This window comes from Streptomyces sp. NPDC048566 (genome assembly GCF_043199735.1).
Lineage (GTDB): Bacteria > Actinomycetota > Actinomycetes > Streptomycetales > Streptomycetaceae > Streptomyces.
Window position 1 is genome coordinate 12,664 of the sequence record NZ_JBICWL010000025.1, and the last position, 14,894, is coordinate 27,557.

General features: G+C 73.0%; 9 protein-coding genes. 6 read left to right on the plus strand and 3 right to left on the minus strand.

Features of this window, described 5'->3' with window-relative positions:
* Positions 1-105: 105 nt before the first annotated feature.
* Entirely contained in the window at positions 106-954 is an 849-nt protein-coding gene (locus ACGFS9_RS27290) for a menaquinone biosynthetic enzyme MqnA/MqnD family protein (RefSeq protein ID WP_393256859.1), read from the plus strand.
* A gap of 85 nt (positions 955-1,039) precedes the next feature.
* Entirely contained in the window at positions 1,040-2,944 is a 1,905-nt protein-coding gene (locus ACGFS9_RS27295; protein WP_393256916.1) for a serine/threonine-protein kinase, read from the plus strand.
* 544 nt (positions 2,945-3,488) lie between these two features.
* Here ACGFS9_RS27295 and ACGFS9_RS27300 read toward each other — a convergent pair.
* A complete protein-coding gene (locus ACGFS9_RS27300) occupies positions 3,489-8,171 on the minus strand; it encodes an FtsK/SpoIIIE domain-containing protein (RefSeq protein ID WP_393256860.1) in 4,683 nt (1,560 codons plus the stop codon).
* 659 nt (positions 8,172-8,830) lie between these two features.
* Between ACGFS9_RS27300 and ACGFS9_RS27305 the strand changes: the two genes are divergently transcribed.
* Entirely contained in the window at positions 8,831-9,139 is a 309-nt protein-coding gene (locus ACGFS9_RS27305; protein WP_393256861.1) for a WXG100 family type VII secretion target, read from the plus strand.
* A gap of 349 nt (positions 9,140-9,488) precedes the next feature.
* Here the strand turns inward: ACGFS9_RS27305 and ACGFS9_RS27310 are convergent, their stop codons facing one another.
* Both ACGFS9_RS27310 and ACGFS9_RS27315 read right to left on the minus strand, forming a co-directional pair.
* Positions 9,489-10,307: a hypothetical protein gene (locus ACGFS9_RS27310; RefSeq protein WP_393256862.1), complete on the minus strand. Its 819-nt coding sequence runs from the start codon at positions 10,305-10,307 to the stop codon at positions 9,489-9,491.
* A 197-nt stretch (positions 10,308-10,504) separates the two neighbouring features.
* Positions 10,505-11,155, minus strand: coding sequence for a hypothetical protein (locus ACGFS9_RS27315; protein WP_393256863.1), 651 nt, complete (start codon positions 11,153-11,155; stop codon positions 10,505-10,507).
* A 760-nt stretch (positions 11,156-11,915) separates the two neighbouring features.
* Here ACGFS9_RS27315 and ACGFS9_RS27320 point away from each other — a divergent pair.
* The 3 genes from ACGFS9_RS27320 to ACGFS9_RS27330 are packed head-to-tail and all read left to right on the plus strand — an operon-like array spanning position 11,916 to position 14,877.
* Positions 11,916-12,635, plus strand: coding sequence for a hypothetical protein (locus ACGFS9_RS27320; protein ID WP_393256864.1), 720 nt, complete (start codon positions 11,916-11,918; stop codon positions 12,633-12,635).
* 20 nt (positions 12,636-12,655) lie between these two features.
* On the plus strand, positions 12,656-13,570 hold the full coding sequence (locus tag ACGFS9_RS27325) for a hypothetical protein (protein WP_393256865.1): 915 nt from the start codon (positions 12,656-12,658) through the stop codon (positions 13,568-13,570).
* Positions 13,567-14,877: a CpaF family protein gene (locus tag ACGFS9_RS27330; protein WP_393256866.1), complete on the plus strand. Its 1,311-nt coding sequence runs from the start codon at positions 13,567-13,569 to the stop codon at positions 14,875-14,877. Before ACGFS9_RS27325 ends, ACGFS9_RS27330 begins: the two co-directional genes overlap by 4 nt.
* Positions 14,878-14,894 lie beyond the last annotated feature (17 nt).

Here is a 14,894-nt window from a genome sequence, read left to right on the forward strand (position 1 = left end):
GATTTCGCGGTGTCATCAGGGTTGACGCAGGGGAACCGGGCGGTTTCCGCCACGGTTGCGGACCCTGCGGGTCGCACCGTATCCCACGGGGTCTAGCCTCGCGATGTGGACAATTCTCGCACCCGGCCGCGCGTGGGCCACATCCAGTTCCTGAACTGCCTGCCCCTGTACTGGGGGCTCGCGAGAACGGGCACGCTCCTCGACTTCGAGCTCACCAAGGACACCCCGGAGAAGCTCAGCGAGCAGCTGGTGCGGGGCGACCTCGACATCGGGCCCATCACCCTCGTGGAGTTCCTCAAGCACGCCGACGAGCTGGTGGCCTTCCCCGACATCGCGGTCGGCTGCGACGGCCCCGTGATGTCCTGCGTGATCGTCTCGCAGGTCCCGCTCGACCGGCTGGACGGCGCACGCGTCGCCCTCGGCTCGACGTCGCGCACGTCCGTGCGGCTGGCGCAACTGCTGCTCGCCGAGAAGGTCGGCGTGCGGCCGTCGTACTACACCTGCCCCCCCGATCTGAGCCTGATGATGCAGGAGGCCGACGCCGCCGTCCTCATCGGCGACGCCGCGCTGCGGGCCAACCTGCTCGACGGCCCGAAGTACGGGCTCCAGGTGCACGACCTCGGCACCCTGTGGAAGGAGTGGACGGGCCTTCCGTTCGTCTTCGCCGTGTGGGCCGCCCGCCGCGACTACCTGGAGCGCGAGCCGCTCGTCACCCGCAGGGTGCACGAGGCGTTCCTCGCCTCCCGTGACCTCTCGCTCGACGAGGTCTCCAAGGTGGCCGAGCAGGCGGCCCGCTGGGAGGGCTTCGACGAGGCGGTCCTGGAGCAGTACTTCACGACGCTCGACTTCCGCTTCGGCGACCCCCAGCTCGCGGCGGTGCAGGAGTTCGCGCGCCGGGTCGGCCCGACCACGGGCTTCCCGGCGGACGTGTCGGTGCGGCTCCTGACGCCCTGACCCGCTCCCGGAGAGGGGGCCGGCGCGGCGCACGGCACTACGCTGCTGGGCAGTGTGTACGGGGGAGGGGTGATCCGTGGGTGCCATGCAGCCACTCGGCGTCGACGAACCCACGGCCGTGGGGCCCTACCGGCTGCTGGGCCGGCTGGGCTCCGGAGGCATGGGCCGGGTGTACCTCGGCCGCAGCGCGGGCGGACGCACGGTCGCGGTCAAGATCGTGCACCCGCACTTCGCGCTCGACGAGGAGTTCCGCGCCCGTTTCCGCCGTGAGGTCGAGGCGGCCCGGCGGGTGGGCGGCGCCTGGACCGCGCCCGTGCTCGACGCCGACCCGGAGGCGCCGGTGCCCTGGGTCGCCACCGGCTACGCGGCCGGGCCGTCGCTGACGGCGGCCGTCGCCGACGCCGGACCGCTCCCCGACCACTCCGTGCGGGCCCTCGGCGCCGGACTCGCCGAGGCCCTCACGGCCGTGCACGCGCTGGGGCTCGTCCACCGGGACGTCAAGCCGTCCAACGTGCTGCTGACCCTCGACGGTCCGCTGCTGATCGACTTCGGGATCGCCCGCGCCACCGACGGCACCGCCTCCCTGACCTCGACCGGCGTCTCGGTCGGCTCGCCCGGCTACATGTCCCCGGAGCAGATCCTCGGCAAGGGCGTCACGGGCGCCGCCGACGTCTTCTCGCTCGGCGCCGTCCTCGCGTACGCGGCCACCGGCGAGCCCCCGTTCCCCGGCGACTCCTCCGCCTCCCTCCTCTACATGGTCGTCCACGAGGAACCCCGGCTGGACGCCGTGGAGGGCACGCTGCGGGACCTGGTGGCGGCCTGTCTGGCGAAGGAGCCCACGCGGCGGCCCACCCCGGAGCAGATCGCCGCCCGGCTCGCCCCGCAGGGCGCGGCGCGCCTGGTCACGGCCGGCTGGCTGCCGGGCCCGCTGGTGGAGCAGGTGAGCCGCAGTGCCGTGCAGCTGCTCAACCTCGACGCGGCCGGGTCCGGGGGGTCGCCCGCGTCCGGAGTCGTGGGGTTCAGCAGCCCGGCGGTGGAGACGGGCGCGGCCGGCCCCGGGGACACCGGCGGCGCGGGCGCCTTCGGTCCGCCCGGCTCCGGGGCCGGTGCGCCGTCCGCGGGGACGGACCCGGGCCGCTCCGCGGCGGCCGGCGCGCCGGTGCCCGGGTTCGGCCCGCCCCCGCCGGGCTTCGGCCCGCCACCCGCGACAGCGCCCCGCCCGCCCGGCCGGCCGGACACCGCGGCCGGTGCGCTCCGGGACGCCGGCCCCCGCGACCGGGCGCCCGGCGAACCGGAGCCGGACCGGCCGGGCAAGCTCCCGGCGCAGCAGCGGCCGGGCAAGGTCTCCGTCAGCGTCGCCGCCACCAGCGGGCCCGGCACGGACGGCCGCGGCCGGAGGACGAGCTGCACGGTCGCGCTCGCCGTCGCCGGGGCGCTGGCCGCCGTGACGGTCGGCTCGGCGTTCCTCTTCGACCTGCTCCCCGGCACGGGCTCCGGCGGCCGGGACAGCGCCGCGGGCTCCGCCCCGACGGCCCCGGGCGACGCCGGCGAGTCCGGCACCGGAGAGCCGTCCGCGGGCGCGACGGCCGCCGAGCCCGCTCCCACCGGCGGCACGCCGGGCGCGTCCGGCCGCCCGACCGCCGTCCCCGCCTCCTACCTCGGCACCTGGGAGGGCAACGGACTCGGCCTGGGTGGCACCCTGCCGATGGGCACGTTCCGCGTCACCGTCCACCAGGCCGCCGTCGGCGAGGAACTGGGCACCTTTCGGCAGACCGACCAGATCGGCGGGGTCTGCGACGACACCCTCATCCTGAAGAAGGTCACCGACCGGCAGATCCTCGCCACCAGCGTGGCCGCCGCGTCCAACCGCGACGTCTGCACCACCGGCCGCCACGCGGTACGCCTGACCCCGGCCTCCGGCACCCTCACCTACGAGACGGACAACGCCGAGGCGGGCGATCCGGTGGCCCGGATGACACGGGTCGAGTAGCCCCGGCGGTCGGTTCGGCCGGACCGCGCCTACGGGGACGCCGTCCGGCGGTCGGCCGCGGGCCGCGCCCGCTGGGACGTCTTCCGTGGTCGGCCGGGCGGGCCGCGCCCCGGCGTGCGATCGCGTGCCCCGCAGGGTGGGAGCGGCGGGGGCCGGTGAGGCCGGGGGCCCGGCGCCGAGCGGCTCCCACACCGGGCCGTCCCCGTGGCGGGTCGCCGTCAGGCGGTCACCCCTGCGTCGGGGCGCCGCCAGCCGGGCCGGGCCGCTCCCGTGGCGGGTCGCCGCCGCCCGGGCCGGGCGGCTCCCGTCTCGGGGCGCCGCACCCGTGCCGGACCGTTCCCGCGCCGCTTCGCGTCCGTACGGGGTCGCCGTCCCGTCGGGTCGGGCCGTGCCGGACCGTGCCCGTCCGGGCTCGCACCGGGTCGCCGCATCGTCGGGCCAGGCCGCGCGGGACCGCCCCCGTGCCGGGTCGCTCCCGGGTGGCGCCGTGCCGGGCCCGTGGCGGACCGTCGTCGCGCCGTGCCCGCGCGACCGCGGGTGCGGGTCAGATCGGTGTCGTCACCGTCAGCGGTTCGCCGTCGCCCAGGTGCAGCAGGCCCTTGCCCGGCGCGACCGGGCCGCCGACCATGCTGCGGCTGGTGCGGATGCCGATCAGCTCGCCCGCGGAGGAGTCCTGCGGAGACAGCAGGATGCCCCGGCGGCCCTTCTTCATCTCCACCTGCCAGCCCGAGAAGCCGCTGCACACGTCCTCCTCGTCCCCGGCGATGACGAGTGCGAGGCCGCGTTCGCCGCCGCGCTGCACGATCCGCTTGAAGACCGTCTCGGCGTCGCAGTCCTCCAGGACCTCACCGTCGTCGACGAGCACCACGACCGGCTCCTCCAAGGTCGCCGAGCCGATGGCCTCGCGCAGGTCGTCGCCCTCGATGTCGTCCTCGTCGAACACCTTCAACACGCCGTCCACACCGTCGAGTTCGCGCAGCGGGGAGGGCCGCGGCGCCGCGACGACCAGCCGGACCCCCTGGGTCAGATAGGAGCGGGCCAGGTTCATCAGCGTGGTGCTGCGGCCCGACTTGGCGGGCCCGGCGACCACGAACGTCGGCACGCCCCGGGCCAGGTCCGGACCGAAACCCGTGATGTCGTCGCCGCCGATGCCGACGAGACCCCACAGCGGGGACCGCGAGGCCTCGGGGTCGCGCATCTCCCAGGCGTCGGCGAAACCGATCCGGGTGGGCAGCACGTCCACGCGGAACGGACGCCTCTCGCGCGGCAGCCCCGCGTCCCGGGCCGCCGCGGCCTCGCCGATCGCGGTGACGGCCGCGGCCTGCCCCTGACCCGTCGCGTCCTCGGCGAGGAGCGCGAACTGGGTCTCCGTGCCGTGCTCGTTGCGGTAGCCGCGGCCCGCCGGGATCTCCTCGGGGACCTTGCGGGCGTTCACGCCGATCAGCGAGAAGTCGGAGCGGTCCGCCAGCCGCAGGGCGTACTTGTCCTCGGTGAGCGAGCCGATCCGTGAGGAGAGGATCTGCCGGTCGCCCGTCATCACCAGGTGCATCCCGACGCTCGCGCCCTCGCGCAGCATCGCGGTCAGCTGGTCGGTGAGGTCGCCGTGGTCGTACTCGCCGAGCGTCGGCAGCCAGCCCTCCCAGCGGTCGAGCAGGACCACGATGTGCGGCAGCCGCTGCCCCTCCGGCACGGCGGCCCGCTGCTCACCGATGTCGGCGAACCCCTTCTCCGCCAAGAGGTCCTGCCTGCGCGTCAGTTCACCCTTGAGGCGGGCGATCAGCCGGACCACGCGCTCGGTCTGGTTGCGGCCCACGACGGCACCGCAGTGCGGCAGCCGCGTCAGCGCGTTGAGGGCGCCGTTGCCGCAGTCGATGCCGTACAGGTGGACGTCGGCGGCCGAGTGCGTACGGGCCAGCGAGCCGGCGAGGGTGCGCAGGATCTGGGACCGGCCGCTGCGCGGGGCGCCGCCCACGAGCAGGTGCCCGAAGGTGGCGAAGTCCACCACGACCGGCCGGCGCGCCTGGTCGGCGGGCCGGTCCTCGACGCCGTACGGGGCGGGCGGCAGCGCGCCGGGACCACCCGCGAACGCCGGCACGGCGATCTCGTCCAGCAGCAGCGTCTCGGACAGCGCCGGCAGCCAGGGGCTGTGCTGCGGGGGAATGCCCAGCGTCCGGTTGGCGTCGCGGACCGCGTCCACCAGCACCTTCAGGTCGGTGATCTCCTCCTCCTCGCGCCGCTCCGCCTTCGGCTTCACCAGCGCGGCCCGCCCGAGGTCCTCCCAGCCCAGCGGCCCCGCCCACGGCGCGAGCGCCGCCGGATCGGCGGCACCGGGCCGCCGCCCGCCGACCCGTCCCGACTGGAACGGCACCAGCGAGGCGTGCCCGAGCCGCACGTACGCCCGGCCCGGGGTGTTCTTGGAGATGTGCCCGGCCTCGGGGGAGTCGATGACGTCGCTGGACTCGCCGCCGTCGGTCACGCGCAGCGCGATCCGCAGATTGGTGTTGGCCCGGATCTCCGGCGAGACGACACCGCTCGGGCGCTGGGTGGCGAGCAGCAGGTGGATGCCGAGCGACCGGCCCCGCTGCGCGATGTTGACCAGGCCCGTCACGAAGTCCGGCAGGTCGCGCACCATGGAGGCGAACTCGTCGATGACGATGAGCAGTCGGGGAACCGGCGGGTGCGAGGCGTCGCGGCGGACGAGGTCCTGGTAGTCCTCGATGTCCTTGGCGTCCGCCGCGGCGAGAATGTGCTCACGCCGCTTCAACTCCGCGCCCAGCGACTCCAGGGCCCGCTCCACCAGATGGGCGTCCAGGTCGGTCACCATGCCGACGGTGTGCGGGAGTTGCACGCAGTCCTTGAACGCCGAGCCGCCCTTGTAGTCGACGAGGACGAACGTCATGTTCTCGGGGGTGTTGGCCACTGCCAGCGACGCCACGATGGTCTGGAGCAGCTCCGACTTGCCGGAGCCCGTCGTGCCGGCGATCAGGCCGTGCGGCCCGTCCCGCCGCATGTCGATGCCGAACGGCCCGTCGTAGGACTCCCCGATGACGGCCGTCGTCGACTGGCCGCCCATCCGCCAGCGCGCGCTGATCGCGTCGCTCGTCGGCGGCTCCAGCCCGAGCACGTCGAGCAGCCGGCTCGACCCGGGCAGTGCCGAGTCCTCGGTCTCGCCGCTGATGTCGCGCAGTGGGGACAGCGCACGCGCCAGCCGTCCGCACCAGGCCGCGGACACGAGGTCGGGCCGCACGTCGCCGACCCGCGCGATGCCCGTCTGCTGCACCCGCAGTCGCAGTTCGAGGGCCGTGCCGGTCCCGTCGGCCGGGTCCTCGGCCTCCGCCGCGTGCCAGGCGTGGAAGGAGGGGAAGCCGCCGGGCACCGCAGGCGCGGCCGGAGCGGCCGGAGCGGCCTGCGGGGGCGACGCGGGCCGCCGCGCCGCCGTGTGCTCCCCGGCCCTCGGCTCGGCGATCACGATGGCCTGGCACTCGCCGGGCAGGAACCGCTCCTCCGTGTCCAGGCAGATGGCGTACATCGCCACGGCGGGCCCCTCGCGCAGCAGCCGCACCACTCCCGGCAGGGACCGCAGCCGGCGGGACCCGTCCCACACGACGACGATGTCGGGATCGCCGAAGTCGGCCCTGTTGCCGTTCTCCTTCGCGGCCTTCTGGCGGGCGTCGAGGAACTGGGTGAGTTCGCCGATCCGGGCGCCGACGGTCTCGGCGTCCGTGCCGATGAGCACGTTGGCGTCCTGGGCGCCGGCGGGCCGGCTGTGCGGCAGCCAGCGCACCCAGTCCCAGTCGTCCCGGCCGCCGTTCTCGGTGAGCACGTAGACCTGCACGTCCAGCGGGCTGTGCAGCACCGCGGCCTGCGCGACGGCCCAACGCCCCAGCGCCCGCGCCGAGTCGCCGGGACCGGCGACGCCGACGACCCCGCGTTCGGCGAGCGGCAGGGACACCGGCGCGTCCTCGATGGTCCAGGTCACCTGTCGCTTGTGGTCGTCCTGCTCCGGGTCGTCGAGCACGACCTCGGACGACAGCCGGCCGGTGCCGACCCGCAGCAGCAGATGGTCGGCGTCGGTGCGCCGCCGCTCCCACAGCCGGGTGCGCGGGCCGGTGCCGAGCGACAGCACGGTGGCCGGATCGGGTATCGCTCGGCGCCGGTCGAGCCGCTCGGCGGTGAGCGCCTCCCGGGCGTCCTTCTCGATGCGCTCCTTGTGCTCCTTGTACTCCTTGACCTGCTTGGCATGGGACGTGCGTCCGTGCTTCTTGTCCATGAAGAAGTTGCCCAGCAGGATGAGCGGGCTCATCAGAGCCATGATCATGTAGTACCAGCGGCCGAAGACGATCACCATGACGACGGCGCTCACCAGCGGGGTCAACGCCATCAGCCAGGGCAACGGCCGTGCCTCGTAGTCCCGTACGGGAGCGGGCAGTCTGAACGTCGTCTCCCGCTCCGGCGGGCGCAGCCGCGGCGGCCGGTTGTAGTCCAGACCCGCACCGTCCTCCGACCACTTCAGCGCCGCGTTCGGCGGAGCGTAACGGTCCAGCTCCAGCAGGGTGTTGCCGACGGCGATCTGGCCGCCGAGCGGCCAGCCGTCGTCCTCGGCCGGCGCGAACGGCTCCCCGTCGAGCCGCACCCCGCCGTCCCGCCCCGACCCCTCGGGCTCGGTGCCGTCCTCGCTGCGCCCGGCCTTCCGGGTCCGCTTGCCGCGCCGACCGTCCGCGGCCTCCCGCGGTGCCCCGTGGACGTCGAGGCGGCAGGTTCCGTCGGTTGCAACCGACAACGTCAGCGCGCGGGAGGCCAGTTCGGGGTCGTCGATGCGGATGGGGCAGGCGGCGCCGCTGCCGATGTCGTAGCGGCCGACGCCGAGCCGGTGCACGGCGCCGGCGGCCGGGCCGCCGGCCACCCGCAGCTCGACCAGGCCGGTCGGCTCCCCGGGCAGGCAGCCGGCCGGGTCGTGCAGGCTGACGACGGCGCCCTCGCGCAGGGGCGAGGTGCCGATGGTGGCGTCGGCATCGACCGCGTACCCGTCGACGTACGCGACGGGCGCGCCTGCGCCCGAGGTGCCCTGACGGTGCCCGAGCGGGATGATCCGCGCGCCGCCGGCGTATCCGACGTGCCCGGCCAGCTCCTTGGCGATGTCCCCCACCGAGGACTCGGGATCCGCGTCCAGAACGACGTCGGCGGTGACCCCGCCGAGCGGATCGACGACGGTCAGAGTGAGCCGCACGCTCGTCCTCCCCCTGGTACCCGCGGCCGCTTCCGGAACGCGCGCCACAGTGGCCCCGACGATATCGGCTCACCCCTTCCCGCAGGCAACGGGTGATGTGAGGGAGGCGCGCAGGCAGCTCGGGGCAGGAAGACCCCGGGCCCGAGGGGGCGCCCCCTTCACCCGAAGAGGCGCTTCCCTCGCATGAGGGAGATCCGCTCGGGGGCCGCGGGACACTCGGCGGGGTGTGAACGGAGTCGTCCGAAAGGAAGGTCGGCGGGACGTCGCGCGAGGCGCGGGACGTGACATGGTTCGGCATCGGCCGGTGCGCCGCGCCTGGCACGGCCGAGCCCTCCTGCCGGGGGAAGCGCCCCGCGCTGGCAGAGGCGGACCACTCCGTCACGTGCGGCCGTACGGCCCCGGTCGGGCTCGGTGAACGGCCGGCTGTCACTGCGTTGGCGGGCACATCGCACGAGGCTCGCGCGGGCGGTCGACCGAACCGCTCGGCCGTCGTCCGGAGCCGGGCCGGACCTCGCCTCTGGTGCTCGCTCGTGACGGAACCAGGGTGTGCTCCTGCAAGCGCGATAAGTAAGCTGCAAGCTCACCGCGGACGATCGCATCATCCGCATCAGGAGCCACGGGGGTTGGCCCTGCGGCGAGTTGAGTATGGAGGGCGCCACATGGCCGGCGGCAAAGACGCTGACATCACGTACGACAAGATGCGGCACGCTGCGAAGAAGCTGGGCCACGAGAAGGAGAAGATGGAGGACAAGCTCCACGCCCTCGACAGCTACATCGACGGCCTTGTCGCCGACGGCTACACCACGTCCAAGGGCTCGCAGGCCTTCGACGACTCCTTCAAGGACTTCACCAGGGGCATGAAGGAGACCCTGAAGGGTCTCCAGGGTATGGCCAAGTTCATCGAGGACGCCGCGAAGGCGTACGAGGAACTGGACATCCAGCTGGCCAACGGGGTCAAGGGCTCCTAGCGGCTCGCGCGGCAGCGCCGGGTGCGCCGGAGCGGGGCTGTGCTCCGGCGGCACCGGCGGCCGTGGGCCGGCCGAGCGAGCCGTCCGCGGGCGACATCCAGTCGGCAGGGCAGAGTGCGTCGGCTGTCGCCTCGGGCGCCGTCTGCGTGACGGGAAGCCCAGCACCTTGTTCACCAGGTCGTCCTTGGGCCGGAGCGGGCGTCCGGGATGTCGGTGTCGGAGGCGTTGCCTGCCGCGGAACCGAGCGCCGCTGTGATGGCGGCTCCCGCGGTCAGGAGCCGTCGTGTTGACGTCCCGTTCGGCAGTGCATCCCTCGTCCCGGGAACGCGTGTGGGCCCGCCGGCGTTCGTCAGCGGTTGACCGACTGGATCTCCTGCACCGTCACGTCCTGCGTGGTCCCGAAGACGCCGTCGGGCAGATCGCCGCCCGCGCCGCCCGAGCCGGTCCAGGTGACGGTGGCCTTGAGTTCGTAGGGCGCCTGGCCCGAGGCGCGCAGGTACGTGATCCCGCACGGGGGTGTCTCGGTGGCCCTGCCCTTGGCGTACGGCTCACCGATCGAGCCGTCGTCGTCGATCCGGCACTCACCCGAAGCGGGGTGGGTCTCCGCGTCGGCCGTACCGGGTTCGAGGGTGAGCGCGACGGGCCGCGCGGTGGTGGTGGCGGAGATGTTCAACCCGGCGACATCGAGCGACGCGGTGACGGACACGTCCTTGAAGGCCGTCTTGTCGAGCCAGGCCCAGGTGGGCAGGTTGACCTTGGTGGCATTCTCGGGGGCGAGAGCGACCTTGGTGTCGGGGAGACGTATGGCGTTGTAGGCGGCCTCAGCCAGAACCTGGGGGGTCACTGCCTGGGGGACACCGGGATCGTCGCCGTTCGCCACCCAGAAGGGCAGCTCGCCGCATTTCATACTGGCGGGATCATCTAGTCGGTCCGGGTTCTGTACCGCGACCCACCAGTTCCCTTCGTCGACCTTGTCCTTGTTGTAGTCCTTGTACTCGCCGTCCTTGTAGGTGTCGCGGAACTGGCCGACGGCCGTCTTCGCGTAGTTCGCCTGCCCTGGTGCATTGATCGTCTCGTCGTACATCGTTTCGACGTACTTGCTGAACTCCGCGACCGAGCGGGGCTCGTACCAGCATGCGGGTGGTGTCCAGTCGCCGACTGGCTGCACGGACTTCGTGTCACCGGACGGACGGACGGAACCGCGGTAGGTGACCCTCGAGATGAGAGTCCCGGACTGTGAGTCCGCGCTTTGGCGTGTGTCGCCTTGGGTTCCCGAGTCGGGCGGCCAGTCGGCGAACGCGGTTCCCGACACCAGGACGAGCGAGCCTGTGGAGAACGCAACCACAAAGGTGCGATTCCACCCCGTCAGCCCGTACACGACGCGTGTCCCCTCTTCGAGGTCAGCTTTGTCGTCTTCCACACGCCGCGCCTGTCCTTTTCCACACGGGTGGAATAGAGGACGTACGACTTGTCGGTGACCTCGGTCCTGTGGACTTCGCCCGACTTGCGGTCCTTGGCGAAGGCCTTGGACTGGTCCTCGCAGTAGACGACCCCCGCCGAGCCGTCGTCGAAGACATCGACCTTGGCGTTGTAGTAGCGATTGACGCCGGTGATCGTGTAGCCACCCTTGACGATGGTGGAGACCCAGTCGCCGGCCTCGGCCAGGGCCGTTCCCTCGTAGTAGTAGCCGAGCGCCGGGAGATCGGGTTCGCCTTTGACGATGGCGTAGTTGGTGGCGTCCACGCGACCCTCGACGTCGGCCAGGATGGCGTCCTTGACCGTCTCGCCGGTCTTCCATCCCTCGAAGCGGTCGGTGAGGTCCTTCGGAAGAGTGATCTCCGGGCGGTCGACCGACGGGGTACTCGTGGCAGCCGACGGAGAAGCGGACGCCCCCTCCTCCGCCCCCGCGATCTTGTCGTTCGCCTTCGTGTCGTCGTCCCCGCCGCCGCACGCGGACAGCAGGAGGGTCGCCGTCGCGGCGAACGCGGCAGCAACGGGCAAAGAGCGGCGCTTCACTGGTGAACTCCCCGTGGGACATCGGTCGAGCGAAGGTGGTCGAGGGCCTTGACGCTATCGGTGGGGCGGGCGGTTTCGCCAGGCGGTAACTCCCCCTGGAAGCGCCCGTACCGGGACATTCGGTGGGGGTGGCCGCTGTTCGCGGAGCGCGTGGGCGGACGTCCGCGGGTCGCGGAACCGGCCGTGTGCTTCAGGGTTCGACGGCCTTCCGGCAGCGTCGGGACTTTGCTTTCCCTACTCTTTTGGCGCCCGGGATACCCCGCACCGGATGGGCCGGCGTGTCGATCGGCGAGGTGACCGGCTGCCGGGACGCCTCCGCCCGCCGACCGTCGCCGGTCGACCGCCCGCGTGTGGGTGCGTGCGTCAGGCGAGCGTGCGGATGGCCCCCCTCCCACACCGCTCACCCGTGCGTCTCCTGTGCGGACATCGTGGACGGTCCGTGACGAGCCAGAGGTCGGGGTATGTGCCGGGGCTTCGCTGCCGCACAGGGTGGACGGCTGCTGAACCCGGGTGTCCAACAGGGAACCACGGGACTCTGGTTGCGCGTCGACACCGTTGGGTCGGGCGTGCTCCGGGTGAATTGACGTGCCTTGAGGGGCTTATGTGCGGCTGATACGGTGCCTTGGCCTGACACGCGCTTGAGCGCCGGTTGTCCGGCCAGGTCGGGCGGTACACCCCGCCACCAGGGGTGTGGGGGCGAAGTGTCCTGTTGGGCACGTTATTCGGCAGACATCTTCTTGGGTGTACGGGGAGCGGTTGCGTGAAAATCCAAGAGCGTACGGGGGCGGGCGCGGGCCGTTCCGCCTCGTCGGCGCATCCGGTGATGGGCGACCGGCTTCCCACGCCGCCTCGCGAGCGCAAACCCGCGCTGGCCGCTCTCGCCGTCCTGCTCATCCTCGTCGGCGCGCTCGGCGCCACCATGCTGGTGCTGCGGGCCGGTGACCGCGTCGAGGTCGTGAAGGTGACCGGCGAGATCCAGGCCGGCGAGTCCGTGGGGAACCGCGTGCAGTCGGTCCTGGTAGCGGACGACCCCGACATCAACTACGTCAAGTGGAGCCAGCTCGGGCAGCTGCGCAAGCTCAAGGCGAAGTCGACGATCTACAAGGGGACGGTCGTCATCGGCGACATGTTCTCCGTCGGCGCGTCCCTCCCGGAGGGCAAGGCGTCCGTGGGGGTGTCCCTCAAGGAGGGGCAGTACCCGGCGGGCATCAAGACGGGTGACACGGTCGCCGTCTACCGGGTCGGGGACGAGGGCTCCGGCAGCCGGGGGTCGTCCGCCTCCGCCGCAGCCGGGTCGTCGAGCGGTGACGGTCCCCTGGTCGAGCAGGCCAAGGTGGCGTCCGTGAAGGCCGGTTCGGACTCCACGATCAGCAGCACCAACCTGCCGGTCACCCTGATCGTGGACAGCGCGGACGCCGCTGCCGTCGCCCAGGCGTCCTCGGCCGGCAAGGTCGCCCTCGTCCTCGTCCCCGGCAACTAGAGGCGGGACAGGAGACAGCCATGGCGCTCATCGCCCTCGCCGCCGACAAGGGTTCCCCCGGAGTGACCACCGCCGCGGTGGCGCTCTCCGCGGTCTGGCCCCGCCGCGTCCTGCTCGCCGAGACCGACCCGGCCGGCGGCGACCTCGTGTACCGCAGCGCGGCGGCCCACGGCGGCCCGCTGAACCCCAACACCGGAATGCTGTCGATCGCGGCCACCGCGCGGCGCGGCCTGGTACCCGACCAACTCTGGGACCACGTCCAGCCGTTGAGCGGTGGCCTCGAAGTCCTCGTGGGTCTCGGCTCGTCCGAGCAGGCGGCCGGGCTCGCCGGGCTGTGGCCCACCCTCGGCCGCGCCTTCAGCCGGCTCGCCGACTCCCCGGCCGCGCCCGCCGACGTCATCGCCGACTGCGGCCGGATCAGCGGGGACACCCCGGCCGGTGAACTGTTCCCGCACGCCGCCCTGGTGCTGCTGCTCGCCCGCACCGAGCCCGAGTCGATCGCGCGGGTCCGCGACCGGGCCGCGGCGCTCACCGCCCGGCTGCACGGCGGCCCGCGCGGCTCCGCGGGCAGCGCCACTCCGCTCGTCGGCGTGATCCTCGTCGCCGATCCGGGCGACTCCGCCAAACTCGTCCACCAGGTCGACGACATGCTCGTGGCGGGGCAGACCGGGGCCCGCGTCGTCGGCACGCTCGCCGCCGACCCGGCCGGAGCGGAGCAGTTGGCCGGCCGGCGGCGCGGGCGGCTCGACAAGTCGCTGCTCATCCGCTCGGCGCGCAAGGTGACGGCGGACCTGTACCAGCAGTACGGCGCGGCCTGGTCCGTACCGGCCGACGGCGCCCCGGTCGCCCCGGGAGCGCCCGCGCCCGACGGCTCCACCGCGCCGCACGGTCCCGTCGGGCCGCACGGGCAGCCCGCCGCCGGGGCCGGGCGATGACCGCCGTCGACCACCAGCTCGTCAAGCGGTTCCGGCAGGACGCCGGCGACCGCATCTCCGAGCAGCGGCGGCAGGACCAGGTCCGCGGCGTCACCCCGATGTCCGGCGAGGACGAGCGGCACTACGCCCGCGCCGTCATCGCGCAGATACTGGAGGACCACGCCCGCACCGAGATCAACCTCGGCCGCACCCCGCTCGACGCGGAGACCGAGGAGCAGTATGCGGCCGCCGTGCACGCCGCGCTGTTCGGTGTCGGCCGGCTCCAGCCGCTGCTGGACGACGCCGACGTCGAGAACATCGACATCAACGGCTACGACCAGGTCTTCATCGGATACGCCGACGGCCGGGAGACGACCGGGGATCCCGTCGCGGAGACCGACGAGGAACTGATCGAACTGATCCAGGTCCTCGGCGCCTACTCCGGCCTGTCGTCGCGCCCCTTCGACTCCGCCAACCCGCAGCTCGACCTGCGGCTGCCGGACGGCTCCCGGCTCTCCGCCGTCATGGACGTCACCCGCCGTCCCGCGCTGTCGATCCGCCGCGCCCGCATGGGCAAGGTCTTCATGTCCGACCTGGTGGGGAACGGGACCCTCACCCCCGAGGTCGCGCACTTCCTGGCCTGCGCGGTCCGGGCCCGCAAGAACATCATGATCGCGGGCGCCACCAACGCCGGCAAGACGACGCTGCTGCGCGCCCTCGCCAACGAGATCCCGCCGCACGAGCGCCTCATCACGGTCGAGCGCGCACTGGAACTCGGGCTCGACACCTTCGCCGACCTGCACCCGAACGTGGTCGCCTTCGAGGAGCGGTTGCCCAACTCGGAGGGTCAAGGCGCCATCACCATGGCCGAGTTGGTGCGCCGCTCGCTGCGTATGAACCCCTCCCGCGTCATCGTCGGCGAGGTGCTCGGCGACGAGATCGTGACGATGCTGAACGCCATGTCGCAGGGCAACGACGGCTCCCTGTCGACGATCCACGCGAACAGCTCCAGCGAGGTCTTCAACCGTATCTCCACGTACGCGCTCCAGGCGGCCGAGCGCCTGCCCATCGAGGCGAGCCAGATGCTCATCGCGGGCGCGGTGAACTTCGTCGTCTTCATCCAGCGGCGCAACGACTACGAGTCCGGGGGCCGGCTCCAGCGCATGGTGACCTCCGTGCGGGAGGTCAACGGCGTCGACGGACGGGTGCTGTCCAGCGAGGTGTTCGCCGAGGCCCCCGACGGCCGGATCGTTCCGCACGCGCCCATCGCCTGCCTCGACGAACTCGTCGCGCAGGGCTACCGGCTGCCCGGCAGCGGGAACTGGTGATGACGATGACCCTCACG

Bases quoted from the DNA above. Each gene is read 5' to 3' on its own strand.
- ACGFS9_RS27305 (WP_393256861.1), top strand. From the start codon at position 8,831: ATGGCCGGCGGCAAAGACGCTGACATCACGTACGACAAGATGCGGCAC.
- ACGFS9_RS27330 (WP_393256866.1), top strand. From the start codon at position 13,567: ATGACCGCCGTCGACCACCAGCTCGTCAAGCGGTTCCGGCAGGACGCC.
- ACGFS9_RS27325 (WP_393256865.1), top strand. From the start codon at position 12,656: ATGGCGCTCATCGCCCTCGCCGCCGACAAGGGTTCCCCCGGAGTGACC.
- ACGFS9_RS27295 (WP_393256916.1), top strand. From the start codon at position 1,040: ATGCAGCCACTCGGCGTCGACGAACCCACGGCCGTGGGGCCCTACCGG.